The sequence below is a fragment of the Nocardia sp. NPDC051570 genome (assembly GCF_044454005.1).
Classification (GTDB): Bacteria; Actinomycetota; Actinomycetes; order Mycobacteriales; family Mycobacteriaceae; genus Nocardia.
This window is the reverse complement of the sequence record NZ_JBITDI010000030.1, coordinates 24,278-47,997: the sequence shown is the minus strand read 5'-3', so window position 1 is coordinate 47,997 and position 23,720 is coordinate 24,278. Positions and strand designations below refer to the sequence as shown.

The following is a 23,720-nucleotide window of genomic DNA, read 5'->3' as shown; positions in this document are numbered from 1 at the left end:
CGCTAATCCCAGGACGGGCCCTGTGCCAGCAGGTCGGGGAATTCGGTTTGCAGCACGCAGAATTCGTTGCTCCAGGGGTCTCGCAGAACCCAGAAGTCGTAGCCGCGCTCTTGTTGGTGATCCCATCGCGTCGCGCCGAGTGCCTCGAGACGTCGTACCTCGGCTTCGACATCGTCGGTCTCGATGTCGATGTGTACGCGTTCCTTGGACGCCTTGTGGTCGGTGGTCGCCTGCAGCAGGATCCGGATCTCGGAATCGGGGAGTCGCAGGCGACGGTAGACGCGGTGGCTGTCGGGGTTCACGGTCTCCTCGGTTGCGTCGAGGGCGCAACTCCAGAACGTGACCGCTCGATCGAGGTCCGATACGTCGATGACGATGTGACACAGTCGACTTCGATGGCTCACGGCCCGGAGCGTAGCTCGGTTGAACCGATCGGACGCGCGTTACGTCTACTGCGTGACACTTCAGCGGATTGTATTGCGGTCCGGGTAGAAGGCGGTCGAGAGCACCGTGTCGTCGGCCGCTTATCGGTAAGGCTGTGATCATGTCGGATCAGTAACCGATACCGCGGAGATAGTCGACCAGATTCTCGACAACGGGTCACCGCGGCCAAGTGTCGGTCGGCGGAGGCAGAATTCACTGAGCCGCTCGCAACGGACGCGGCCGATATGCCGGAGCACAACCCGACAGGGAGGATGGAACGTTGGGCCAACCGCATCCGGCCGAGGACTCGGCTCGTCTCAGCGACCACGCATCGGTCAAGATCAAAGTCAACGCGGAATCGGTCCGATCGGTGTTCATCGAGATGTTCTTCAACGACCACAAGATGGCATGCGGGACAGGGTTCTTCTACTTCTGTGACCACACGATCTTCCTGGTCACCGCCCGCCACTGTCTCACCGGTCGGCACTGGGAGACCAACAAACTCATGGAAAACTGCCGGACCGAGCCCGATACGGTCCGGATTCATGTGCGGCGCGCCGACAGGCTGGAAGCGGTCGAGTGGATCGACCGGCCGCTCTACGACGAAGAGCTGTGCCCGATGTGGTTGGAGCACCCCGAATTCGGGCGCGCCGTCGATGTCGTCGCGCTCCCGGTCGTACTGACACCGGACTTCCTGGTAGCGGCGTGGGAGTGTCCAGACGTCACCGATCTTGTTGTCACGCAGGAACTGAGCATCATCGGCTACCCCCTTGGATTGAAGGGCGACGGCGATCTCGCGATCTGGACGCGCGGCACGATCGCGACCGAGCCCACACTGAGCTACCGGAACCTTCCGATGTTCCTCATCGACAGCCGCACCAGAAAGGGTCAATCGGGCTCCCCGGTCGCCCTGTTCCACCGGCCCGGCTCGTTGATCACCGCCTCCGACGGCCAGCCCCGTTACGCCACCGGGCCGGTCTCCTCGCTCGTCGGCGTCTACACCGGCCGCATCAGCCCCGACTCGGATCTCGGGTTCGTCTGGAACACCGACCTACTCGAAACCATCTGCCGCAGAGGAGTACACAACCGCCTCGACTGACCTCGCTCACCCGATCCCGTTGCGCCGCAGAGTGTGGGCAGACTGCCCGGTACCGCTCGCCCATCTGCCGTGTACAGGCATACCGTGCTCGCCGCGCCGAGCGCGGGCTATAGGTACCCCTGTCCAACGGGCTCCGTCCTGTAGGTCGTTGCGATATGGTCGGCCAGTGCGTTGCCTGTTGATTGCACCCGCCAGTGTGGATGTTCAGGTGCTGTCTGATGTCTTGGCGGAGCAGGGGAACGAGGTTCTCTCCTCGGCTGAGTTGGGTGCGGGCGTCACGTTGGCCGACGCGGCGATTGATCGAGCCGATTGCGCTGTGGCTGTGCTGCCGTCCGGTTCGGCTCGTTCGGCCGAGGGGTTGGCGGCGGTCTTCATTGAGATCGGGATCGTCGTCGGCCGTGGACTTCCGACCCTGGTGATCGTCGAGCCCCCGGATGCGCCTCCGGCAGCTCTGGCCGGTGTGACGATTGTGAGGACACCGCTCGATCACATCGACGCGCTTCGATTGCATCTCCGGATGTTCACGCTGTCGGCGGTATCCGGCAGTGCCAGGCGGCGGACCGCTGCCCCGGCTGTGTTGGAGCCGTCGACGATTGCCGAATTCCGGACACGCTTGGACGCGATCCGCAACCCTGCGTACGACGAAAGGTCAACGGGCAGAGGGGTCGAGCACAGCCGCTGGTATCGATTGGAACGTCTTATCTTCGACATCCTGTCGACCGCTGGAGCGGTTCTGTGGACCGGTGTCAAGTTGTCGACGAGTCCTCCCAGCGAGGCCGATGCGGTGGCCTACGTTCCAGGGACGGAGAGCGTCCTTGGAGCGATCATCGTGGAAGTCAAGCTCCGGCGGCTCACAGAAACCGACCTTCAGCTCACTCGGGAACAACTTCAAGCTCAAATGATCGCTGGTCGCGCGAGCTTTGGCCTGCTGGTGTACGACTCACTGATCTCGGGTGCGCACGAGGTTTCAGTGCCCTATTTCATGCTGGTGTTGTCCGTCGATGGGTTGCTGGCAGAACTCGAGCACCTACCGTTGGCCGAACTTCTGCTACGTGCTCGCAACCGGTCGGTGCACGGGGCCCTGACATGACACTCGATCCAGCGGTCGTCCGCGATCATTTGAGCATGGCCGCATCGGCGCTGGACACCGATACCCAGGGCAAAGCCTACGAGCGGTTGATCGTCTACCTCTTCGAGTCGACGCCAGGCTGCATCGCCGAGCCCAATGTCATCAGCGCGTTCGGCAGTGAGCAGGTCGACGTTGCCGTGGGGAACTTGCGGGTGCCAGACGGCCCCGCATTGTTGCCAGCGACGTTACTGGTCGAGTGCAAGGATTGGAGCAAGCCGGTCGATAGCAACACCCTCGGTTACTTCATCAACACCCTCCGCGACCGCAGCGTCGAGGTAGGACTGATGTTCGCCGGTCACGGGATCACCGGCGATCCGCGCGATTTCACCTATGCGCACTCGCTGCTCATCCAGGCGTCGGCCCGCGGGATCAGGGTCCTCGTGGTCACCACTGACGAGATAGCCGCACTTACCAGCAGTACTGATTTCGTGAACCTGCTGAACCGACGTCATCTCCGCGCCGTCGCTAGTGGGATGGGCGTCCCCCGCTGATTCGGCAGGCGTAGGTCCACCGAGCGATCGAAAGTGACGCCAACTCCATCGAACTGACATGCACGGCCGCCTTCGATTCGATCCGAAGTCGGCCGCGCAGTGGAGTCAGTCGGTGAGGACGACGATGTCGGGCCAGTACACGGTAGTGTCGCCCCAGTCGTCGATGATGCGGAACTCGCCTGCGACGAGCTCGGTCATGGCGCGGTCGAGTTCGGCGCGTGCGCCGATGTGCTCGGAACGGACGACGGCCCAGACGATGTGGTAGGTGGCCAGGGTGATCTTGGCGGGGTGGTCGACGAGGACGCCGACGCAGCCGGGCTGGGGGACGGTGATTTCGAGGCCGTCGATGTCGTTGATGTGGGCGACGTCGGCGCGGGTGACGCTGTACACGAGGTTGCTCCTGCAGTGGTGGTGAATGGTGTTGTGGTGCGGCCGGTTTCGGCCGCACTCTGGCGGGTGGTGGTCAGCTGGAGGCCCAGCCGAAGAACACCCATCCGGCGATCAGCGCGGGGTCGTCGGGGTCGGCGAGGGCGATCGCGCCCGCCGGGCCCACCTTGTCCTCGATGCGGGGATCGCGGGCGTCGAACAGCTCCTCGATGAGTGCCTCGGCGACGGGTTCGCGGACCGGGTCGGCCGCGATGATCACATAGCTGTCCTTCTCTGCGATGGTGCCGGTGTAGCCGTCGTGGCCGTATTCGTGCTGGGCTTCGTCGATCGCCGCGTCGAATGCGGCGGCGATGTCGGTGTTGGGGCTGTAGGTGATGAACTGTTGGGCTGCCATGGGTTCCTCCTCGATCCGGTTTGTGTCGTTCTTTGTATCAACACACTAGCCCGGGATCGGGTCGGAAAGTCAAGCGGAGAATGGCGTAAATCGTTGTGCCCGAATGTATTTCGACTAGCCAGTGGGAGCACGTTGCGGGCTGTGTGCCGATCTGCGGGGCGCGTTGCGGCCGGGGTGCGCTTGGGGGTGCTGCCCGGTTGTTGCGGGCGTGTGCGGCGCGGTGGTGGCGGGTTCTATCGACGAGAAGGGCCGCCTTCGCGGGGAAGGCGGCCGGGGTGGTCGGGTGGTCAGTCGCCGAGGGCGACGGTGTTGGGCCAGCACACGATGGTCGCGCCGTCGTGGCCGGGGAGGCGCAGCTCGTCGGCGACCAGGGCGATCATCGCGCGGTCGACGTCGCCGACCGCCTCGATGTAGGTGGGCGCGGCCAGTGCCCAGGCCATGTAGTAGTTCGCCAAGGCCGCCTTGGCGGGGTCGGTGACCACGATGCCCACGCGGTCGTCGAAGGGGAAGGTGATCTCGAAGCCGTCGAGGTCGTTGATGTGGGCGACGTCGGCGAAGGTGACGGTGTACATAGTTGTTCCTCCTCAATGGGGGCGGGTTGATTCCGGTTGCGGCGCAACCGGGTTCGGCGGTCGGCCGGGGCCGCGCCGTGGTAGGCGGTGGCGGTCGGGCCGGGTGGCGGTGGGTGTCCCCGCCGGTTTGTGCCGCTGTTCGTATCACGACGATAGCTCTGGGTTGGGGCCGGAAGTCAAGTCGCGATTCGCACGAAAATTGTTGCGCGAGAACAGATTTGGATTCAGTGCGGTAGCGGCGCGCGGATCGTGCGCGTGGTGCGCCGGTGTGCGCGAAGGGGGTGTCTCGGTGCCGGGGTGGGTGGTGTCGGCGGGGGTGTGGGCGCGACGGGGCGGGAGTGCGGTCCGCACGGCCGCCGCCCCGGCCGCGTGGGTGCGGCCGGGGCAGGGAGGGTTCAGGTGGTGGGGCGGTGGCGGGTCAGGGCGGCGAGGAGGGCGTCGATCTGGTCGGGGTCGAGGTCGATGCCTTGGTGGTTGCCGTTGTGGTCGTCGAGGGTGAGTCGGATCTTGTCGTGGTTGCGGGTCGCGATCAGCTCGTCACCGGCGGTATCGGTGACGGTGTGGACGCAGGCGGCGTAGCCGAAGAACAGCCAGCCGTCGATACGGTCGGGGATGCGCGAGGGGCAGATCGGGATCGCCAGGGCGTGCGGGGCATCGTAGCGGCGGAAGCGTAGGTCGGCTGCGTCGAACAACTCTTCCATCAGCGCGCATGCGGCCGTGTAGGGGAGCGGCTCGTCGGCCACGATCGTGTACCCGGCGGTCTCGGCGATGGTGCCGGTGTAGCCCTGCGCGCCGAAGGAGCCCTGGAATCCGGCGACCATCTGCTGGTACGCCCCGGGCGCGGTGTCCAGGTCGACGTAGATCTCGAAGCGGTGGGTGGGGTTCATGCTCATCGGGTTCCTCCTGGGCTCGTTCGGTGTATACACACGCTAGCTCGATACGACCCGATGAAGTCAAGTCTCGAAAATAGCCAAACATCAGTGGTGCAGAGCACTTTTTAAGATCGAATAGCAGGGCTTGATCCGTGACGACTTCGAGCTATGTTGTGTATACGAATCGAGCGCCCGGCGGAGTCGGGGGAGAGAACGAGAAACGATGACGATGGTGATCGGCAAGGCGGGTCTGGACGCGGTCCGGGCGGCGAACCCGGGGGTGAGTTTCATGACCGGCTGCATCGGCCGCGACGACTCCGAAGCCGAGCGCGGCCAGGATGGGATGACGATGACGTGCGCGACAGAGGACCAGGTGGCGGTAGTCATGTTCGACATCGCACGGCGGCTGGCCGCCGGTGACGGTGACGGCGGCGACCCGGATGCGATCCGCGACCACTTGGTCGCGCTCGCCGAGGGGGAGCGCCGCCGGGTCTGGCGCGACGGTGAGGTGTGGGTGGGCTGGCCCAACCTGCGTTTGGTCCGCTCCTGACGCGACCGAGGGCCCACCGGCGGTGCGGTAGCGCCGTGGCGGTGGGCCGTCTCGTCTCGGCAGTGATCCAGTGTGTAGACGAATGCCGTCCTGGAGTCAATCTGGCCAAGGGTAATGAAAGTAGTGTTCAGAGGCACTTTTTCAGCCTGTAACACGACTTCCAATGCGTCGAACTTAGAGCTATGGTGTATATACAAAAGCAAGTGAGGGGCGGGAGCCCGGAGAAGGAGAGAGCGCGAATGTTCACCATCAACCCGGCGGCGCTGCACACGATCGCCGACTTCTACGACGCGGGGCTGCACACCGACTACAGCGGCCGGGGCATGAACGGCACGGGGTGCGTAGGGTTTTCAACCGACACCCCGGGCGCGGCGACAGCGATCGCGTTCGAGTTGGCTTGCGCGCTGGCCGAGCAGGAAGAGGGCCTGGGCTACGACCTGGACGCGGTGCGCGAGTACCTCACGGAATTGACCGGCAGCCAGCACTGCGAGAGTTTGGGCCGGGGGTTGATCACCTACTGGACCGGGCTGCGAGTGGCCGAGATGTAGACCGCGATGATCGGGGGCCGGGTACGCCCGGCCCTTCCCGGGTCGCGCCGGGGCGGGCCCGGCATGCGGTCCGGGGTTACGGTACGTGTTCGCTGGTCGGTGGAAAGGAAGGTGTGGCGGTGCCGGGTGAGGGACGCAGTGTGCGGGTGCCCGACGAGGTATGGGACGCGGCGATGGCGCGGGCCAAGAGCGAGGGCCGCACGGTGTCGTCGGTGATCGTGGACGCGCTGGAACGCTATGTCCGCGAGGGCGATCCGCGAGCGGCGCAGGCGCACGTCGCGGCGCAGGTGCGGGCGGCGATGCAGGTGCTCGGCGGGTCGCTGGCGATGCTCGACACGGTGGCCGCCACGCTGGAATCCGGTGACGCCGCAGCCTGATTGTGTAGCGGCCCGGAGAGGCGGCCTCCAGGCTGGAGACGCTACCGAGGCAGCGATCCGAGTTTCCTCATGCGTGGCCGAGGTCGTTAATCTCGGTAGGAGTGGCGTCTCGGATGCGAGCGTAGGCGTGGTGAACAGATTGGGGTGGGTACCGTGAGCGCGGTGAGAGGCGGAGTCCGGGTGTCGGGTGGAGTGTGGTCGATATGAGTCGTGACCGCCGATCTCTGGCCGACAAGATCGACGCGTTGTTCTCCGAACGCTGGCCCGCGGGCAGTCGTACCGCCACCGTGGAGGTGGCCGCGTTCGTCGCCCGGGTGACAGGTCGTGACATCGACCGCCAGTACATCTACCGGATTCGTGCCGGGAAGGTCCGCAAGGTCGATGGCGCGGTGCTCGAGGCGATCGCGCAGTTCTTCGGTAAGCCGTTGGGGTATTTCTCCGCTACCAGTGATGACGAGGTGGCGGCGGTGCTGCGGGAGTCGCGGTTGCAGTTGGCTGGTTTGCGTACGATGGGCGATCTGACGCCGGAGGCACATACCGAGTTGCGTGGGTTGCTGGAGATTGCGCGGCAGGTGCTCAACGACGAAGTGGGACCGGAGAGATAGATGCGCACGCGGTCTCGGATGAATGATCTCGCGGTGCGGATCGTGCCCACGCCGTACACGATGGCGGGTCTGGTGGAGCGGGCCGGGCAGGTGCTGGGTATGCGGTTGATCGTGCTCCCGAAGGTGCGGCGCGGTACTCCGCTGACCGGAATGGTTGTGCGTGACGGGGATTGCGGGGTCATCCTGGTACCCGATGACGCGACCGAGGAGTTCCAGGTGCACGTGCTGGCGCATGAACTGTGGCATCTGCTGCAGGGGCACCACTGTACGCAGAAGAAGCTGCTCGGCTACCGCGCGACCATGAAAGCCCGTGTGCAGGAAGCCTTGTGCGAGCGGTTCGCGCGCAAGGTCGGGCTGCAGATCAAGCGGCAACAGGTCGGCACGTCGGTGCCGGTGCCGGAGGCGGCGCGGGGTTTGGCCGAAGCGTACGGCGCGGTGTAGCCGGTAGTCCCGGCGCCTGCGGATGACGGAAACGAGAGTCGGGATCACATAGCAAGTGGGCGAAACGATTTCGGGGGTTTCCTGGCTGGGTTTCGTGGTCGGGTTGGTGGTGTTCGGGCGGGGAATGTGGCGGGGCGTGACGACCCAGCAGTTGTTGGGGATCGCGATTGCGTTCTACGCGTTGGGAATGCGGCTGTTCGCGCGTCTGGGAGTCTCGGGTGTGCGGGTGCCGATGACCACCGAGCAGCGGGTGTGGGCGGCGACCTTCGTGGTCGCCGCAGGGACTGCGATGATGGCATTGCTGCTGAGCATCAGGAAGCAGCAGCGGGACTCGGCCACGACGCACCGGCGGCGCATGGTCGGGCTGTGTGGGTCGGCGGTCGCGAGTGTGGTGGTGCTGCGCGCGGTGACCTGGCTGCCGGGCCCGGAGTTGGCGCCCAGCAACGACTTTCTCAATGCCTACGGTGGCGATCTTCGCGTGGTGGTCTATGAGCTGATCTTCGCGGCGTGGCTGGGACTGCCGCTGGGGATCTTGGGGATGTTCGTGTTCCGCTTCCAGCGTGGGGTCACGCGCTGGGCGACGGTCGTGGGCTGTGTGCTCGGTGTCGGTTGGGCGGGGTGGAAGGTGGCCGGGACCGCGGTCCGCTACGTCACCGGCAAGGTCATCGCACTGGAATCACCGGTCAGCGTCGCGAGCGGGGTGACGGCGCTGGCGTTGTTGGTGGTCGGGCTGCTCGCCGGGCAGATCGGTGGTGCGCTGCGGCGAGCCCGCGAAACCCGGGAGTACACGCTGGCTCGCCGCGCCGACGACGAACGTCACACCACCCCGGCACCGGATTCGGCGAATTCGCCTGCGGCGTAGGCGGTCTGGATCTGACGCTTGTAGACCTTGCCGCTGTCGTCACGGGGCAGCGCCTCGACAATGCGGATATGGGTGGGGACCTTGTCGGTGGCCAGCTGAGCGGAAAGCGCTTCGCGCACCGTGGTTTCGGACAGATCCGCACCCGGACGCGGCTGGATGTGCGCGGCGATCACTTCGCCGAGGTCGCCGGTGTCGGGGACGCCGAACACCGCGACGTCCTCGACACCGTCGAGCGCGATGAGGGCGTTCTCGATCTCGGCGGGATAGATGTTGACCCCGCCCCGGATCACCACTTCGGAGTCACGGCCGGTCAGGAACAGATAGCCGTCGCCGTCGAGGTAGCCAAGGTCACCGACCCACAGCATGCCCGGCACCGGTGAGGCGGGCGCACCGAGGTTGAGGTATTCGAACGCGGGCCAGTAGTCCGCGCCGCGCACATACACGCGCCCGATCTCTCCGGCGGGCAGCGGGTTTCCGTGCTCGTCGGCGATGGTGACCGCGGACCCGTCGGCGGGGCGGCCGACACTGCCCGGGTGGGCGAGCCATTCACTGGCGCCGATCCAGGTGATGGTGCCGGCTTCGCTGCACCCGTAGAACTCCCACAGCGCTTCACCGAACAACTCGATGGCGGCCCGCTTGAGGGCCGGCGGGCACGGAGCCGCGGAATGAATGACATGGGTCAGGCTCGACAGGTCATAGGTCGCGCGTTCTTCCGCGGGCACACTCAGAATGCGAGAGACCATGGTGGGCACGATCTTCACCTGCCGGATCCGGTGCGCGTCGACCAACTGCAGGAACCTGCGCGCATCCCACTTCGGCATGATCACGATATCGGCGCCCATGCGCAGCCCCATCACGGCGAGTGCGTTCGGGCTGGTGTGATACAGCGGCCCGGCCACCAGCATCGGCACGCCGGGGGCCAGGCCCGCGCGCTGCGCGTTCGCTGCGGCGATGGTGTGCAGCTGCTGCGGTGTCATCTTCTCGCGCGCAATGCCTTTGGGTTTGCCGGTGGTGCCCGAGGTGTAGATGACACCCATGCTGTCGGCGATGGCTCCCTCGATGTGTCCGACCGGGTCGGGGTGCGCGGCGATCAGTTCCTCGAGCAGGCCGTGGCGGCCGGTGGGCTCGGCGAGGCGCGGGTTCCACCGGCCTTCGGCGAGCAGCTCGACGGGCATGGCGATCTCGACGATGCGGGCGTCACTGGCGGCGAGGTCACGGGCGGCCTCGACGACGGGCACGAATTCGGTGTGCGCGAAGATGATTCGCACGTTCGCGTCGGACAGGACGTGCGCCACCTCGGGGGCAGTCCAGCGGGTATTGATCGGCAGCGGATTGGCGCCGGTGGAGGCGATACCGACCGACACCTCGAGGAACTCGATGTCGTTGCGGGCCATGATCACACACTTGTCACCACGCCCGATCCCGGCGGCCAGGATCGCCGATCCGAGCCGTCCCGCACGCGCGAGCGCGTCGGGCTGAGTTCTCTGTCGGTTGCCGCAAGTCAGGGTGGGGGTCTTCGGTGAGGCATCGGTCATGGCACCGAGTCTGCCATTGACGCGATCATTTGTGAGCGCGGGGTCGGTCTTCGGAGGCGGACCGTTCCTTCACCCGCCGACGATCAGCAGATCCCCAGGCACACTTGACAACCGACAGGTCGAGCAGTCCCTTGCTCGCCGGGTGCCGGGAACTTTCCTCACCTCCGATCGTATGATTTACTTTCCTCTGAAGATCAGAAATGATCGCGAAAAGGAGTGTGGCGCATTGGCGGCATCCATGCGCGCCAGCAATGTGGAGGCGGTGCCGCAGGTGCGGGACCGGCAGGCGGTCGGGGTGGTGGGGAATCGGGCCACAAGGAGGGGAGTGGCCCGCTTCCCCATCCGCCATGGCCGCTGCGATGATTCCGAGGCCGTCCGGGGCGTCGCGGACCGGAATGGACTCGTTGGTCGTGAGCCGGTGAGAGGTCGTGCGCTGACAGCCCGCCCGGCTCGGGACATGGGCGCGGGCCTCGGCGAAGGGGGGGAGTTTGCCGAGGCCCGCAGACGTCGACCCGGGGGGGAGGGGCCGACGGGTAAACATGTTACGCGCCAAGGACTTACCCCGTGACAGGGCCTTGGTCGAGTTGGTCGCCGGGCCTCGTGCTAAAGCTCGGGAGGCGGTCGCTGATGTCGATGCTCGCGGCGGTGGCCGCCACGCCGGAATGCGGTGGCGGCGTAGGCGATTACGGTGTGGCCGAGGTGGTGGCATCGGTTCCGACGATGCCGAGCAGCCGATAGATGTCGGTGGTGCCGGGGTGATCGGGCCCCGGTAGGGCATGTTCCAAGCGGACGGTGATCCGCCGAGTGATCAGCTCGGGGAGCCGGGGCAGCACGTCGTCGTCGACCGAGCCGTGCAGGTCGCCCTCGGGGCGGGACAGGTAGAAGGTGCGCCGCCGGGTGCGGTCGGCGTCGAGAATCCCCGTGGCGGTGACGATCTCGCGCGGCCGGTCGATGTCCGGGGCCGCGCGCAGGGCACGGGCGTGGGCGCGCGACAGCACGGCGTGGTCGGTGCCGACCGCCCCGTCGACCTCGACGCTCACACACCGGTCGAGGTCGGCGACGGCGGCGGCGAGCAATGCGACGGCACGGCGCTGGGGCCGGGGCAGGGAGGCGATGGCGGCGACGGTCAACTCGTCGTCGGCCGATGCCGGCAGGGTCGAGCACAGCTGGTAGATCGCGCACTCGGGGCCCCCGGGGCACCAGTCCGCCACCGCCGGTCCAGGATCGGGCGTGGGCGCGGTGGTGGCGATGGCGAACAGCAGGGTGTGCGAGGTCACCGCCAGCGGTGACAGCAGCGCGGGGACTGTCGCGCGGTTGCCGTGCTCGTCGTGGTGGGGTTGCGGGGGTCCGGCGGAGAACATGTCGCGGCCGGTGGTGAACAGGGTTGCGGCGGCGGCGATGCTGAGCGCGAGCGCGGTGGCGGCGTCCGGTGGCATCGGGCCGTCGGTTTGCACGATCAGCCGCGGGTGCGCGCCGGGGAAGTAGTGCGCTTCGGCCGCCCGCAGGGAGGAGCGCAGCAGGTCCTCGGTGAAACTGTCACCGATGTACTGCGCGGCGGCCTCGCCGAAGGGGTTGGCGCCCGGTGGGTTGTTCACCACGACAGTTCCACCACCCCTCGCTCGGCGAGAGTGTGGTCGGCGGCGAATCGGCCGCGATCGTAGGCGGTTTCGTCGGTGTCGCGGACCATGTGGGCCGCGATGTGATGGCCCATCGGGTGCACGACCTTGAAACGAGGTTGCGTGCGGGTGTCGCTGACGAGGATGAGGTCGGTCATGGTGAATAGTGCTCTCACTCTGAGTTTTTCCGCTGCGCTGAGCAATTCCAGTTCGCCGCGATTGGCAGGGAAGACCGTCAGGATCAGCGGGGGCCCATCGGCGGAGCGGGGACTGCCGTCGCGGGTCACGAACCGGCCGTGGAGCCGGATCCGCCCGGCCGACAGGTACTCCCGGATCTGCCCGGCGTAGGCGGCCAGGCCGTGGTACACCACCTGGCGGGTTTCGCGGTCGCAGGCTTCGAGGACGAGCCGTTGGTGCACTTGCTCGATCGTCGCTGGCCAGCATCCGGGCGGTAGCAGGCCCTCATCGGTCCAGCCCGGCAAATCCATTGATTCCCTCCCAATCGATGAGTCAAGACATACGGGCGCGCTCCCCCTTGTTCGCGCTGGTGATTCCCCGCTCGCCGGCATCGAGCAGGTCCTCCACCCACGGACTCGGTTGGTAAACACCAGATGTCTCGGGGCTTGACAAAGTTTTAACACGAGTTGCAGACCCTGCGGTGTGGGATGGATCATGGAACCGGTCGGGCAACTCGGCGTCGTGCTCGGCGACCAGCGCGGCGACGAATTCAGCGATTTCTCTGCAATCTTCGATCGGCATGTCGCGCAACCGCTGGCACAACTCGCGGGCGTTGGGGCGGGGATCGCGGTAGCCCGAGTCGATCAGCGCGGCCTCGAGGACCTGCCAGTAGGGGAACCCGGTCACCTCGGTGATGCCCTCGAGAATCTGTTTGTCGGGAAGCTGTTTCACCCCGCGCCGCTTCCAGGAGTAGACCGCGCTCGGGGTGGCGCCGATGCGGCGGGCGAACTCGGCGTGCTTGACGCCGTAGCGGTCGAGGTGGCGCTGGATGAGGTCGATGAGTTGGCCCATGGGGTCGCCTCCGATCCGATGTCGGTGCGGCGCCAGAGGATCGCCTCGATGCGATCCGGCGTTGGCGGCCGCCGTGTCGAGTTTTTCACTGCCTTCTTGCACTCGGGACGCACAAGCGCACACGCGAGACTACGCAGGCTGCGCGGTTATATACAACTCGTCAACCGAGTTTTGTGCGGCAGATTGTGCGTGAAAACTTCACTGGGAGAGCACAAAATGCGAACTTTCTGTTTGTGGAATGCGCTTCCGCCTGGCAGTATCGGACTCGTTCGATGACGGATTCTTTACGGGGAGGACGATTTTCGATGCACTTGACCTCGCACGAGACGCTGAAGGCACTGATGCGCCAGCGCGGGATGACCCTGGATGCCCTGGCGCGGGCCACTGGCTGTTCGATCGGTCACCTGAGCCAGCTGCGCTCGGGGCGACGCAACTCGTGCTCGCCCGAACTCGCGGCCAAGATCACGGAGGCGCTCGCCGTGCCCGCCGATCTTCTTTTCGTGCCCAGAGGTCGCGCAGGAAGCGCGTTTTGTGTGCGCTGCTCGAGTGAACTCGCTGGTGCTGGTGCGCGGTGACCCATGACCGCCGCTGACCCGACCCCCACCTCCGCGCCGGAGGCACCCGCGGTCGCGGCTGAGGTCGCGCCGATGGTGGAGGCGACCTATACCGTGGCCGAGGGCGCGGCATTGTTGCGCCAAAGTGAGCGCTGGTATCTGACCCGGCTGCGCTCCGGGGAGCTGCCCGGCCACAAGGCGGGCCGGTCCTGGTATCTGACCGCGTCGGATCTCGCCGAGGCCCAGGTACGCACGAAAGTCGCTGCCGGAGCACCGCTTCCGGACCTTTCCGCGCTGACGCCGCGCCCGCGCTCGCGCGCCCGGCACCGCACACCGCTGCCGCGCTGACCGCGCCAACCCCTTTCTCTTCACCCTTTTCCGGGTCTCCCCTGGATGGTGGTCGCCGACTGCCATCACCGCCGGGGTTCGCGCGTCCCGGAGGGCCTTTGGCCAGCGCTGCTTCCTCGAGCATCGCGCCCTCCGGGACGCGCACCACACTCTTTCGAATCCTTGTGCAGGAGTACACATGTCGAATTCCAACCACGCCGCCGACTCCGGCGGGCGCCACCATCTGGACCGCCCCGACGCGATCACTGTCCTGCAGTTGCGCACCGACCCGCGCGACGACCACCCGGCCGAGGCGCAGACACCGCCTCGGCACAGCCACGACGACGGGGGAGCGGCGGCATGACCACCGATCTGCGGGCGACCGCGGAGCTGCTGGAATCGGCGGCGATCGGGTCGACGCGCCTGGCGCTGGCCGCCTCGGTCCACGGCCCGCAACCCGGGCGCGGTCTCGGGGAGAACCTCGACGCGGTCGCGGGCGTGCTCGACCGCCACCGGCACCTGGCCGAGGCGTCGATGGCGATCACCCTCGCCCACGCCATGTACCAGACCGAGCACATCAAAGCCCAACTCGCCCAACCCGACACCGACACTGATGAGTCGGCGCGGATGGCCGAGCGGGTCGCGCGACTGGCGCGGCAACTGCTCGCGAACCCGTCGGGCACCCCGATGCATCGGCTCGGCATGGAGTTGTCCGCGGTCGCCGAAGGCCGCCCATGACCCGCCGTCCCCCGGCCACCCACTCCCTGTTCTCCCACACCCTCGAGGACTTACCCGTGACGACCTTCGCCCGCCCCGTGCACGAGACCGTGACCACCCGCATCGAGACGGTGACGGCCGCTGACGCCCGTGCGTGGCTTAAAGCCAATGCCCGTAACCGGCCGATCTCGCCGGCGATAGTGGCCCGCTACCGCTCCGACATGCAAGCCGGGTTGTGGACCTTCGCCGCCGACCCGATCCGGTTCGACACCGCCGGGCGACTCCTGGATGGCCAGCACCGCGCGAAGGCCCTGGCCGACTGCGATCCTCCGGTGACATTGCCGTTCCTGGTGGTCCGCGGCTTGCCTACCGAAGCCCAGCTGGTGATGGACCAGGGCCGCAAACGCGATGCCGGACAACAGCTCTCGATGCTCGGGGTCAAGAACGCGTTCAACATCGCGTCGGGTGCGAAGGTGTTGTTGTTGTGGGAGTCGGGGCTGTTGTTCCGCGACAACAAGCTGGCTGTGCAGATCAGTGTCCCGGTCATCGAGCAGTGGGTCTCGGGCAACCCGGGCCTGGTCGATTTCGTCAACACCCACCGCACCGCGATCCTGTCCAGTGACGCGGCCCCGTCGGTGGCCATCGCGTTCGCCATGAAAACCGCGGGTGTCGCGCCCCGGCGCACCGCGCTGTTCTTCCAGCACCTGCACGGGCTGACCGGACTGGCCGAGGGCAGCGCGATCCTCGCGCTGCACAAAAGATTCGCCCGCGTCCGCCGCGAATCGCTGAAGATGCCGACCCGCGACCAGCTCGCGATCTTCGCCCAAGCCTGGAACGCCTGGACCGGCACCAAACCGGTCACCAAATTCCAGCGGCCCCGAGGCGGGATGTGGACTGCGGAGAACTTCCCGGAGCCCAAATGAGCACCGCCACAGCACCATCGGTCATCCCGGGCCCGACGACCGGCGGCGGAACAAGTACGGCCAGGCCGGCACCGGGCGGCACCGCGACGGCCGATGCTGCCAGGACGACCAGCGGGACAGGCGGAGCGGGAGGAGGCACGAGTGCCTGAGATCCGTATCGGCTCCTTGTTCTCCGGTGTCGGCACCTTGGATCTGGCTGCACTGCAAGTATTTCCGGAGTCGCGGCTGGTGTGGCACGCCGACAGCGATCCGGCTGCCGCGCGTGTGCTTGCTCACCATTGGCCCGGCGTTCCCAATCACGGTGACGTCGCTGAGATAGACTGGGCCGCTTTGGAACCCGTTGACGTTCTCGTCGGCGGGTTCCCCTGCCAGGACGTGTCGCTGGCGGGCCGCCGCGCCGGTCTCGCCGAAGGCACCCGCTCCGGGCAGTGGGCCCATATGGTGGCGGCGATCGTGGCACTCGAGCCCCACTACATCCTCATCGAGAATGTAGAAGGACTACTGAGTGCCAAATCCCTTCGCGCAATGGAATCCCCAGCGGATGCTATGGGAGAGCAGCGATCTGGACATGTTGAGCGGGCTGCCGGTGCCGTTCTCGGCGCGCTGGCCGAGATCGGGTTCGATGCAGAGTGGCTATGCCTACGAGCGTCCGACATCGGCGCCTGCCACCGGCGATCCCGAATCTTCATCGCCGCCACCCGCACCGGAGCCGACCGACCTCGACGTGACGGCCCCGGTCCGGGCACCGGCGAGCGAACCACCGGACACAGCATCACCCCGGTAACTCTGCTGCCCACCCCGTCGGTCGCCGACGCGACCGGCGGGCACGTCACCCGCTCCGGCACCCGCCAGGGCGAGCTGCTGCTGGGCGGGCTGGCCCGCGCGCACGCCACCGGCGCCCTGCTGCCGACTCCGCGAGCCAGCGACGGCGCGAAAGGCTCACCCAACCAACGAGGTTCGGGTGGGGACCTGATGCTGCCGTCGGCGGTGTACGCGCTGCTGTCGTCCTCGACGACCGCTGCGGTGGCATCACCAAACAGCAGGGGCCTGGATCCGACTCTGATGATGTTCGACGAGCTCGACGGACAGTTGCTGCCGACTCCGACCGCCAGCGACGGCACCGGTGGCGGAGTGCATCCGGACCGCCGCGCGGGCCGCACCCGCCAGCTCGCCGACTACGCCCTGGTCCACGGCTCGTCGCGGTGGGGGATCTACCAGGCCGCGATCGCGCGGCAGGAGAAGCTGACCCGTCCCGCGCCGGCGCCGACCGAGCCGAACCGCAACGGAAAGCCTCGCCTGTCCACGGCTTTCGCGGAGTGGATGATGATGATGCAACCCGGCTGGGTGACCGATCCGGCGATCGGATTGTCTCGAGTGGAGCAGCTGCGCGCGATCGGCAACGCGGTAGTTACCCCGTGCGCGGTGCTCGCGTACCGGCATCTGTTCGCGCGCACCCCGATCGAGGTCGCGTCGTGACCGGCCTGCGGTACGCCGACGGCACCCCGATCCCGCCCGGCGATCTCGAAGTGGTCGCGCGGGCTTTCGGTTTCACGTCGGTGCGGGCGTGGCTGGCGTTCCACGCCGCCGCCGAGCACCGCCGGGGGCGGTGCTGTAGTCGGGCGGTGTGGTGATGCCGTGGTTCAAGGTCGATGACGGTTTCGCCAATTCCCGTCCGGTGCTGCGAATTCCGCGCCGGCATCGAGCGGCGGCGATCGGGTTGTGGACGCTGGCTGGTACCTGGTGCGCGAAAGAACTCACCGACGGATTCGTTCCGGACTATCTGCTCGAGGAACTCGGCGGCACCACACGGCTGGCCGCGCTGCTAGTCACCGCGGAGTTGTGGGAAGTCGTCGAGGGCGGCTGGCGGTTCATCGGCTGGGAGAAGTACCAGCCGACCCGCGCGCAGGTGCTCGCCGAGCGAGACAAGGAAGCCGACCGCAAACGCCGATGGCGCGAATCCCGCAAGACCAAGGGCCCGGGCTCGGCCGCGCACGAACCGGAGTCCGGCGAGAGTCCCGGCGTCGCGGGGGAGGAGTGTCCCGGCGGGACACCGGCGTCGGTCCCGCCACCGTCACACCCGGAGTCCGCGCTACCCGTCCCGACCCGTCCCGGCCCGTCCCGACCCGATCCAGTCCCTGAAGGGACTTCACACAGAGATTTGCCCGCCACCGGTGCGGCGGCGCGCGGGCACCGCCTGCCCGAGGGCTGGCAACCGGGCGAGGACGTGATCCGGGCGATGCGCGTCGAGTGCCCGCACGTCGACCTGCGCGCCGAACACGCGAAATTCGTCGACCACTGGAAATCCCAGCCCGGCGCCAAAGGCCGCAAAGCCGACTGGGACGCCACCTGGCGCAACTGGATCCGCCGCGCCACCGAAACCCCTGCTCGCGCACCACGTCCCGGGTCCGGGCCTGCCCCGGCAGGGCTCTCGCGCACCGACGAGAAGGTCCAGAACTACCTCGACATCCCCACCCGCATCGGCACCCGCCTGTCCACCGCCGCGCCCCCTGCGCCCCACCCGATGAAGGAGCTCGCGTGATCTGCGACGACGATGTGGAAACCGCGGCCCTGGTGCTGGCCAAGTGCGCCGCTAACGACCCCTGGTTCCCCCACGGCGGTGAGTCCACCGTCCTGGCGTGGGCCGAGGTGTTCGCCGACTCCGGCCTGTCCCGCCAGGATCTGCTCGCCGGTGTCACCCGCGCCTACCGCCACGCCCCGGACGGGTTCAAACCGCTGCCCGCCGCGATCGTGCGGGCGGGCAGCGAAGCCTACTTCGAGGCGTTGAAGGCCCTGCCCGAGGACAAGCGGGCTCTGATGGAGTCCGCCAACCACATCCTCCAGGACATGGGCGTCACTCCACCGGTCGCCCACCGATGGTCCCGACACGTCGCACTCGGACGCGCACCCGAAATCGGCCTCACCGCCGAACAGCTCACCGAATTCCGCCAGCGTCTCGCCGAGCGCCAAGCCCTCGCCGCCGAACCGTCGCGGCCGCTCGGACTCGCCGGAATCGTCAGGACCGTCAACGAAGTCCTCGCCGATGCCTGACCCCCTGCCTGCACAACCCCCCGGCCCGCCGATGCGGGCATGGCGCGGTGTGTGCACAACACCCTGCGCCCCACCCGGTGCCGCAGGGCTGCCGTCCCACGTTCGTTGATCTGCTCTTTCGCTGATGGAGGTATTTCTGTGACCCTGGATCCGGCTATCGTGACTGCCCGCGCCGAGGGCGATGAGCTCAGCGTCGCCCTGCAGGCGCCGACGCCGTTCCTCTTCGAGGGCGCGGCAGTGCGCGCCCTCGTGATCGACGGGACCCCGTGGTTCGTGGCGCGCGACGTCTGCACCATCCTCGACCTGGCGAATGTGTCGATGGCACTGCGGCGACTCGCCCCGGATGAGAAGGGGGTCAATCGAATTGACACCCCTGGCGGTGCCCAGGACATGGCGATCGTCAGCGAGTCCGGGCTGTACGCGCTGGTGCTGCGGTCGGACAAACCGCGGGCGGTGGAGTTCCGGCGGTGGGTGACCGGCGAGGTACTCCCCGCCATTCGCCGCACCGGCACCTACTCCGTGCAACCGGCACCCGCGGGTGAGCAGCTGCTGGCACTGGCGGTGATCGAGGCCAACACCCTGCTGGCAGCCAAAGGCCAGGCGATCGCCACCCTCACCGACACGATCGCCGAGAACGCGCCGAAGGTCGCCTACCACGACCAGTACGTCGCCGACGCCGACCTGCTGAAGCTACGGGTGGTCGCGGCAGCCAACGGCGTCGGCGAGGCGTGGCTGCGCGAACTGCTGACCGAGCGGGGCTGGATCTACGCCGAGACCGAGACCCGCTGGTCGGACTCCAAGGGCGGCAAGGAAACCCGCCGCCGCTACTCCGCCTACGCGCACAAGCGGAACTACTTCAGGCCTGTCGAAGTCCACGAATCCCCGAGGTTCCGCGGTGAGGTCATGCACACCCTCAAGGTCACTCCCGCCGGCGCGGAAGCCATCGCTCGCCTTGTCGCCGCTGCCCACGCAGCCTGACCATGGCGCTGCGAAACATCGTGTCCGCCCGCCGAATTACCGAATCTTGTGGAGGTCTCACCCGATGACGTCGGCTCCCACCGACCCGGCCGCGCCGACGCACGAGTGCCGGCGCGGCCACCGCTGCCACGCCCGCGCCCGTGACGAGGAGGGCCGCTGGCACGGCCACGGTGTCGAGCGCCCCGACACGCTGTGCCAGGATTGCGAGCGCGAGGCGTTCGCGGCGATCCGCTGCTTGTATGACGACTGGTGCCAGCTCGAGGACGCCAAACTCTCACCGCCCCCACGTGACCGCGCCCCCAAGGTGACTCGGACGGCGCTGTACGCGGTGCCGATCCGCCTCGACATCGACACCATCCAGTCCGCGATTGAGGACGAAACACTCTCCTGGGCAAGCATTCTCACCCACGGCGACCCGCTGCCCGAACACCGCCGCGCCTGCGTGGCCGCCTGCGTCGATATCCTGTCCACGCATCTGGGGACACTGGTGGATCTGCCACGCCGGTTGCGGTGGCGATTCAGCGCGCATCCCGACGGCGGCGACGACCTGGTTCGGGTCGGTCTCGACGGGGTCGACGCCGTGCTCGGCCTGGCTGATCTGCACCGGCACACCCAGTCCGTGCTCGGCCTCGCCGACATCCGGATCTGGCTGCCCGACTCCTGCCACGTGTGCGGGGTGAAGGCGTTGACTTCGGCGCCGGATCAGGAGACCGTCACCTGCCAGGCATGCCGATCCGTCTGGGCGAAAGAGGAATTCGCCCGCCTCAACGGTGTCGGCCTCCTCGAAGCCCCCGACTCGAAGCGAGGCGCATGACCACTGATCCGTGGCCGTTTCCCGGCGACACCCAGCTGCAGCGCTCCCGCAAGACCGGCTTGGCCTACCGTGCCGCGCTGCACCAGGTCGACCCGGTGCGGTGCGCCGAACTCGACCGGCGCGCAGTTGATCTCGGGCAGGGCTGGGTGGCGCCGGTGGAGCTGCCTGCGCACCTGGCCGAGCACGCCCTGGACGCGGAGCTGTCGGCGGCCGATATCGAACACTTCTGGCGCATCCCCGCCTCAACCATCCGCACATGGGCGCACCGCGAGGAAATCATCCGGCGCAAAGGACCGGACGGGATTCCGGTGTACCTGGTGCGGGAAGTCCTGGCCAGGCAAGCTGGCGGCACCGGAAAATGAACCAGCACAGTGTGTTACGCGCCTGGCTTCACGGATCGACAGTTCACCTGGTCGATTCGTTCTATTTGCCTGATACGTCACGTACTGGGTGCGTGACCACCTACGGTGATCCCGGGAAGCAGTTCACTTGGGCCAGTGGGGATTTCGAGGCCCAGGGGAGAGGCTTCCCGGAATGAGGGGGACAAGGAGGGGATGATGGCATCCAGTCAGCAGCATTCCCACACCCCGCCGGTGAGGACCGATGTGTTGTCGGTCAAACATCTAGCTAGGAGTGGTTCGGATGATGAAGTGGAAGACCGCACTGGTTATCGGCTGTTTAGCGGTGGGCATCCCGGGATTCGTGGGTGCATCGGCAGCCTGGGCCGAAGGCCCGGACAGCCCGGCCCCGACGGGCGACAGCAGGGTGATCAAGGGTCCGGATGTGCTCAACGCAGCTGGTGAAGTCGTTGGTGGATTGTCGGCTGCCAGCTGGAAGGGACCACCTCGGAGCTGGTTTTGCCAGTGCATGGGACCACCCGTTTGCCACTGATGGGACCACCTGACTAGCGGTTTTGCCAGTCATGGGACCACCCGGCGTGGCTTCGGGATGTCCGGTCGCTCGGCCGCTGTATTGGCGGAATGAGCTACCGGGAGGTTTCGGTGATCGAGATCAGGGAGATGCTCCGGCTGTGGCTGGAGGGTCGCGGGTTGCGGGAGGTGGCCCGGCTATCGGGCACTGATCGCAAGACCGTGCGCCGGTATGTCGAGTGGGCACAATCGTGCGGTGTCGACCGCGACGGTGACATCGGTCAGTTGACCGATGAGTTGCTGACCGCAGTGATCGCGGGGGTGCGCGGCAAGCGTCCGGGCGGCCGCAGTGATGCGTGGGAAACCGTTGCCGGACAACGAGAACAGATCAAGGCGTGGCTGGATCAGGGCCTGACCTTGACGAAGGTGCACATCCTGCTCGGCCGCCGCGGTGTGGTGGTGTCGTATCGGACGTTGCACCGGTATGCGACAACGGAATTGGGATTCGGGAAGCGCCGGACCACGGTGCGGGTGGCCGATTGCGAGCCCGGCGCCGAGGTGCAGGTCGATTTCGGCCGGCTCGGCCTGCTCACCGATGTCGAGGGTCGGCGGCGGGTGGTGAAGGGACTGATCTTCACCGCGGTCTATTCGCGACACCTGTTCGTCTATCCGACCTACCGGGAGACGCTGAACGACGTCATCGCCGGGTTCGAGGCCGCCTGGGTGTACTTCGACGGCGTGTTCGCCGTGGTCATCCCGGACAATATGAAAGCCATCGTCGACCAGGCGCATGCGACCGACCCGCGGTTGAACGACTCGTTCCGCGAGTATGCCGAGGCTCGCGGGTTCGTGGTCGATCCGGCCCGTGTCCGCAGCCCGCAGGACAAACCGAGGGTCGAACGCTGTGTTCCTTACGCACGATCCAATTTCTTTGCCGGAGAACAATTCCGGGATCTCGACGACTGCCGAGAACGCGCGCAACGGTGGTGCCGGGAGGTCGCGGGCATGAGAATACACGGCACCACCCGGCTGCGTCCGGCCGAAGTGTTCGCCGCCGACGAGGCGCCGAAGCTGAAACCGTTGCCCGACACCGTGTTCGACATCCCGGCCTGGACTCACCCGAAGGTCGCGCCGGATCGGCACGTCCAGATCGCCAAGGCGCTCTACAGCGTTCCCGGTGAGCTGGTCGGGCAACGGTTGACCGCTCGCCTCGACGCACGGACGGTGAAGCTCTATCGGCGCGGTGAACTGATCAAAGTCCACCCCCGCGTTCCCGCCGGTCGGCGGCAGACCGATCCCGCGGACCTGCCGTCGGAGTTGACCGCTTACGCGATGCGGGATCTGAATACGTTGCAGCGCAAGGCCGAAGCGCATGGCAACCATGTCGGCGTCTACGCGGCAGCGGTGCTGGAACATCCGTTGCCATGGACGAGGATGCGGCAGGTCTACCGGTTGCTCGGCCTGGTGCGCCGCCACGGCCCAGACGCCGTCGACGACGCCTGCCGCCGCGCGCTGGAGGCCGAGGTCATCGACGTCAGTGTCATCGACCGCATGCTCACCCGCGGCACCACCGGCCAACAGTTGGCCCTGCTGGCGCCGCCACCGGTCCCGTCCCGGTTCGTCCGCGCCACTACCGATTTCGCCGTCAGGAGGCCGTCATGAGCCCAGCACGGCGACCCGACACGACACCGGCGGCCAAACCGATCGAGGTCTCACCCGAGCTGAAGTCGTTGATGCGACGCCTCAAGCTCGGCCAGCTGCTCGACACCCTCCCGGAACGACTCGCGCTGGCGCGGTCGAACCGATTGCCGCACCACGACTTCCTGGAGATGCTGTTCTCCGACGAAGTCACCCGCCGCGACCGGCAATCCGCGCAACGACGGGCCAAGACCGCGCATCTGGACCCGCAGATGCAACTGCAAGCCTGGGACGACTCCGCGTCGGTCACCTTCGACGCCGAACTCTGGGCCGAGCTGACCTCGCTGCGGTTCCTCGCCGATGCTTACAACATCCTCATCATGGGACCCGTCGGCGTTGGAAAGACGTTCCTGGCCAACGCACTTGGCCATATCGCGGTCCGCCGCCACCACACCGTCCACACCGAACGCGCCGACAAACTGTTCAAACGACTGCGCGGCGCCCGCCTCGACGGCAGCTACGAAGACGAGATGCGGAAACTGCACCGAGTCGACCTGCTCGTCCTCGACGACCTGGCGCTTCACAGGTTGGAAGCGACCGAGACCAACGACTTCTACGAGTTGATCGTCGAACGCCACCGCAAAGCCTCCACGATCATCACCAGCAACCGGGAACCGCCGGAGATCCTGACCATGATGGCCGACCCACTGCTCGCCCAGTCGGCGATGGACCGGCTTCAATCGGCCGCCTACGAACTCGTCGTCGAGGGCGAGTCCTATCGGCAACGGCAGAAACCACGACTCGGCAAACCACCGGTCCCGACCGACACCGATTGACGACCAGCCCAGTCGTCGGCCACCATCAGCACACGGCCCGCGACCGGACCCAATCCGGTCCCAAGCTCATGGCAAACCGGTGGTCC

The 23,720-nt window shown here is 67.0% G+C and carries 32 protein-coding genes; 23 read left to right on the top strand and 9 right to left on the bottom strand.

The features are described from left to right. Positions 1-2 precede the first annotated feature (2 nt). On the bottom strand, positions 3-404 hold the full coding sequence (locus ACIA76_RS41060; protein ID WP_397160577.1) for a VOC family protein: 402 nt from the start codon (positions 402-404) through the stop codon (positions 3-5). 299 nt (positions 405-703) lie between these two features. On the opposite strand from ACIA76_RS41060, the gene ACIA76_RS41055 reads away from it, so the two are divergent. The 3 genes from ACIA76_RS41055 to ACIA76_RS41045 all read left to right on the top strand — a co-directional run bounded on the left by ACIA76_RS41055 (position 704) and on the right by ACIA76_RS41045 (position 3,142). Further along, the gene (locus tag ACIA76_RS41055) at positions 704-1,522 is read left to right on the top strand and encodes a serine protease (protein ID WP_397160574.1); all 819 of its coding nucleotides are present in this window, start codon (positions 704-706) and stop codon (positions 1,520-1,522) included. 166 nt (positions 1,523-1,688) lie between these two features. Next, positions 1,689-2,612, top strand: coding sequence for a hypothetical protein (locus tag ACIA76_RS41050; RefSeq protein WP_397160572.1), 924 nt, complete (start codon positions 1,689-1,691; stop codon positions 2,610-2,612). A gap of 35 nt (positions 2,613-2,647) precedes the next feature. Next, positions 2,648-3,142, top strand: a complete 495-nt coding sequence (locus tag ACIA76_RS41045) for a hypothetical protein (RefSeq protein ID WP_397160570.1) — start codon at positions 2,648-2,650, stop codon at positions 3,140-3,142. A gap of 105 nt (positions 3,143-3,247) precedes the next feature. On the opposite strand, the gene ACIA76_RS41040 is transcribed toward ACIA76_RS41045, so the two are convergent. The 4 genes from ACIA76_RS41040 to ACIA76_RS41025 all read right to left on the bottom strand — a co-directional run bounded on the left by ACIA76_RS41040 (position 3,248) and on the right by ACIA76_RS41025 (position 5,388). Beyond that, positions 3,248-3,532, bottom strand: coding sequence for a hypothetical protein (locus tag ACIA76_RS41040; protein WP_397160567.1), 285 nt, complete (start codon positions 3,530-3,532; stop codon positions 3,248-3,250). A 73-nt stretch (positions 3,533-3,605) separates the two neighbouring features. Then, entirely contained in the window at positions 3,606-3,923 is a 318-nt protein-coding gene (locus ACIA76_RS41035; RefSeq protein ID WP_397160565.1) for a hypothetical protein, read from the bottom strand. Between the two features lie 287 nt (positions 3,924-4,210). After that, positions 4,211-4,495, bottom strand: coding sequence for a hypothetical protein (locus ACIA76_RS41030; RefSeq protein WP_397160563.1), 285 nt, complete (start codon positions 4,493-4,495; stop codon positions 4,211-4,213). Positions 4,496-4,890: 395 nt separating this feature from the next. Further along, a complete protein-coding gene (locus ACIA76_RS41025) occupies positions 4,891-5,388 on the bottom strand; it encodes a hypothetical protein (RefSeq protein WP_397160562.1) in 498 nt (165 codons plus the stop codon). Positions 5,389-5,590: 202 nt separating this feature from the next. On the opposite strand from ACIA76_RS41025, the gene ACIA76_RS41020 reads away from it, so the two are divergent. The 6 genes from ACIA76_RS41020 to ACIA76_RS40995 all read left to right on the top strand — a co-directional run bounded on the left by ACIA76_RS41020 (position 5,591) and on the right by ACIA76_RS40995 (position 8,750). Next, a complete protein-coding gene (locus ACIA76_RS41020; RefSeq protein WP_397160560.1) occupies positions 5,591-5,917 on the top strand; it encodes a hypothetical protein in 327 nt (108 codons plus the stop codon). A gap of 239 nt (positions 5,918-6,156) precedes the next feature. Then, the gene (locus ACIA76_RS41015) at positions 6,157-6,465 is read left to right on the top strand and encodes a hypothetical protein (RefSeq protein ID WP_397160558.1); all 309 of its coding nucleotides are present in this window, start codon (positions 6,157-6,159) and stop codon (positions 6,463-6,465) included. 119 nt (positions 6,466-6,584) lie between these two features. Further along, entirely contained in the window at positions 6,585-6,842 is a 258-nt protein-coding gene (locus ACIA76_RS41010) for a YlcI/YnfO family protein (RefSeq protein ID WP_397160556.1), read from the top strand. A 203-nt stretch (positions 6,843-7,045) separates the two neighbouring features. Beyond that, positions 7,046-7,447, top strand: a complete 402-nt coding sequence (locus tag ACIA76_RS41005) for a hypothetical protein (RefSeq protein WP_397160554.1) — start codon at positions 7,046-7,048, stop codon at positions 7,445-7,447. 18 nt (positions 7,448-7,465) lie between these two features. Continuing rightward, positions 7,466-7,888 carry a hypothetical protein gene (locus tag ACIA76_RS41000; RefSeq protein WP_397160551.1) on the top strand — a complete coding sequence of 141 codons (423 nt, stop codon included), beginning with the start codon at positions 7,466-7,468 and terminating at the stop codon, positions 7,886-7,888. A 55-nt stretch (positions 7,889-7,943) separates the two neighbouring features. Then, entirely contained in the window at positions 7,944-8,750 is an 807-nt protein-coding gene (locus tag ACIA76_RS40995) for a hypothetical protein (RefSeq protein ID WP_397160549.1), read from the top strand. Here ACIA76_RS40995 and ACIA76_RS40990 read toward each other — a convergent pair. The 4 genes from ACIA76_RS40990 to ACIA76_RS40975 all read right to left on the bottom strand — a co-directional run bounded on the left by ACIA76_RS40990 (position 8,705) and on the right by ACIA76_RS40975 (position 12,930). Beyond that, positions 8,705-10,285, bottom strand: a complete 1,581-nt coding sequence (locus ACIA76_RS40990; protein ID WP_397160547.1) for an AMP-binding protein — start codon at positions 10,283-10,285, stop codon at positions 8,705-8,707. The genes ACIA76_RS40995 and ACIA76_RS40990 overlap by 46 nt on opposite strands. A gap of 683 nt (positions 10,286-10,968) precedes the next feature. After that, positions 10,969-11,883: a hypothetical protein gene (locus tag ACIA76_RS40985; protein WP_397160545.1), complete on the bottom strand. Its 915-nt coding sequence runs from the start codon at positions 11,881-11,883 to the stop codon at positions 10,969-10,971. Further along, on the bottom strand, positions 11,877-12,389 hold the full coding sequence (locus ACIA76_RS40980; protein WP_397160543.1) for a DUF6932 family protein: 513 nt from the start codon (positions 12,387-12,389) through the stop codon (positions 11,877-11,879). Before ACIA76_RS40980 ends, ACIA76_RS40985 begins: the two co-directional genes overlap by 7 nt. Before the next feature lie 22 nt (positions 12,390-12,411). Next, entirely contained in the window at positions 12,412-12,930 is a 519-nt protein-coding gene (locus ACIA76_RS40975; RefSeq protein WP_397160541.1) for a hypothetical protein, read from the bottom strand. A gap of 305 nt (positions 12,931-13,235) precedes the next feature. Between ACIA76_RS40975 and ACIA76_RS40970 the strand changes: the two genes are divergently transcribed. The 14 genes from ACIA76_RS40970 (at position 13,236) to ACIA76_RS40905 (ending at position 23,634) form a co-directional block, all read left to right on the top strand. Further along, positions 13,236-13,505, top strand: coding sequence for a helix-turn-helix domain-containing protein (locus ACIA76_RS40970; RefSeq protein WP_397160539.1), 270 nt, complete (start codon positions 13,236-13,238; stop codon positions 13,503-13,505). Positions 13,506-13,508: 3 nt separating this feature from the next. Further along, entirely contained in the window at positions 13,509-13,832 is a 324-nt protein-coding gene (locus ACIA76_RS40965) for a helix-turn-helix domain-containing protein (protein WP_397160537.1), read from the top strand. A gap of 178 nt (positions 13,833-14,010) precedes the next feature. Then, the gene (locus ACIA76_RS40960) at positions 14,011-14,175 is read left to right on the top strand and encodes a hypothetical protein (protein WP_397160535.1); all 165 of its coding nucleotides are present in this window, start codon (positions 14,011-14,013) and stop codon (positions 14,173-14,175) included. Further along, the gene (locus ACIA76_RS40955) at positions 14,172-14,549 is read left to right on the top strand and encodes a hypothetical protein (protein ID WP_397160533.1); all 378 of its coding nucleotides are present in this window, start codon (positions 14,172-14,174) and stop codon (positions 14,547-14,549) included. The genes ACIA76_RS40960 and ACIA76_RS40955 overlap by 4 nt, the downstream gene beginning before the upstream one ends. Continuing rightward, positions 14,546-15,451, top strand: a complete 906-nt coding sequence (locus ACIA76_RS40950; protein ID WP_397160531.1) for a hypothetical protein — start codon at positions 14,546-14,548, stop codon at positions 15,449-15,451. Before ACIA76_RS40955 ends, ACIA76_RS40950 begins: the two co-directional genes overlap by 4 nt. A 141-nt stretch (positions 15,452-15,592) precedes the next feature. Further along, positions 15,593-16,927: a DNA cytosine methyltransferase gene (locus tag ACIA76_RS40945; RefSeq protein WP_397160529.1), complete on the top strand. Its 1,335-nt coding sequence runs from the start codon at positions 15,593-15,595 to the stop codon at positions 16,925-16,927. Continuing rightward, a complete protein-coding gene (locus ACIA76_RS40940; protein WP_397160527.1) occupies positions 16,924-17,082 on the top strand; it encodes a hypothetical protein in 159 nt (52 codons plus the stop codon). The genes ACIA76_RS40945 and ACIA76_RS40940 overlap by 4 nt, the downstream gene beginning before the upstream one ends. Then, positions 17,082-17,990 carry a hypothetical protein gene (locus ACIA76_RS40935; RefSeq protein WP_397160525.1) on the top strand — a complete coding sequence of 303 codons (909 nt, stop codon included), beginning with the start codon at positions 17,082-17,084 and terminating at the stop codon, positions 17,988-17,990. The genes ACIA76_RS40940 and ACIA76_RS40935 overlap by 1 nt, the downstream gene beginning before the upstream one ends. After that, positions 17,987-18,499, top strand: a complete 513-nt coding sequence (locus ACIA76_RS40930) for a hypothetical protein (protein ID WP_397160523.1) — start codon at positions 17,987-17,989, stop codon at positions 18,497-18,499. Before ACIA76_RS40935 ends, ACIA76_RS40930 begins: the two co-directional genes overlap by 4 nt. Before the next feature lie 138 nt (positions 18,500-18,637). After that, positions 18,638-19,477, top strand: coding sequence for a BRO family protein (locus ACIA76_RS40925; protein ID WP_397160521.1), 840 nt, complete (start codon positions 18,638-18,640; stop codon positions 19,475-19,477). Between the two features lie 64 nt (positions 19,478-19,541). After that, the gene (locus tag ACIA76_RS40920; RefSeq protein ID WP_397160519.1) at positions 19,542-20,291 is read left to right on the top strand and encodes a hypothetical protein; all 750 of its coding nucleotides are present in this window, start codon (positions 19,542-19,544) and stop codon (positions 20,289-20,291) included. Continuing rightward, positions 20,288-20,653 (top strand): hypothetical protein, encoded by a 366-nt coding sequence (locus tag ACIA76_RS40915; RefSeq protein ID WP_397160517.1) that lies wholly within the window; start codon positions 20,288-20,290, stop codon positions 20,651-20,653. Before ACIA76_RS40920 ends, ACIA76_RS40915 begins: the two co-directional genes overlap by 4 nt. 618 nt (positions 20,654-21,271) lie before the next feature. Next, positions 21,272-22,822: an IS21 family transposase gene (gene istA, locus ACIA76_RS40910; protein ID WP_397160515.1), complete on the top strand. Its 1,551-nt coding sequence runs from the start codon at positions 21,272-21,274 to the stop codon at positions 22,820-22,822. Then, on the top strand, positions 22,819-23,634 hold the full coding sequence (locus ACIA76_RS40905; RefSeq protein WP_397160513.1) for an ATP-binding protein: 816 nt from the start codon (positions 22,819-22,821) through the stop codon (positions 23,632-23,634). The genes istA and ACIA76_RS40905 overlap by 4 nt, the downstream gene beginning before the upstream one ends. The last annotated feature ends 86 nt before the right edge of the window (positions 23,635-23,720 follow it).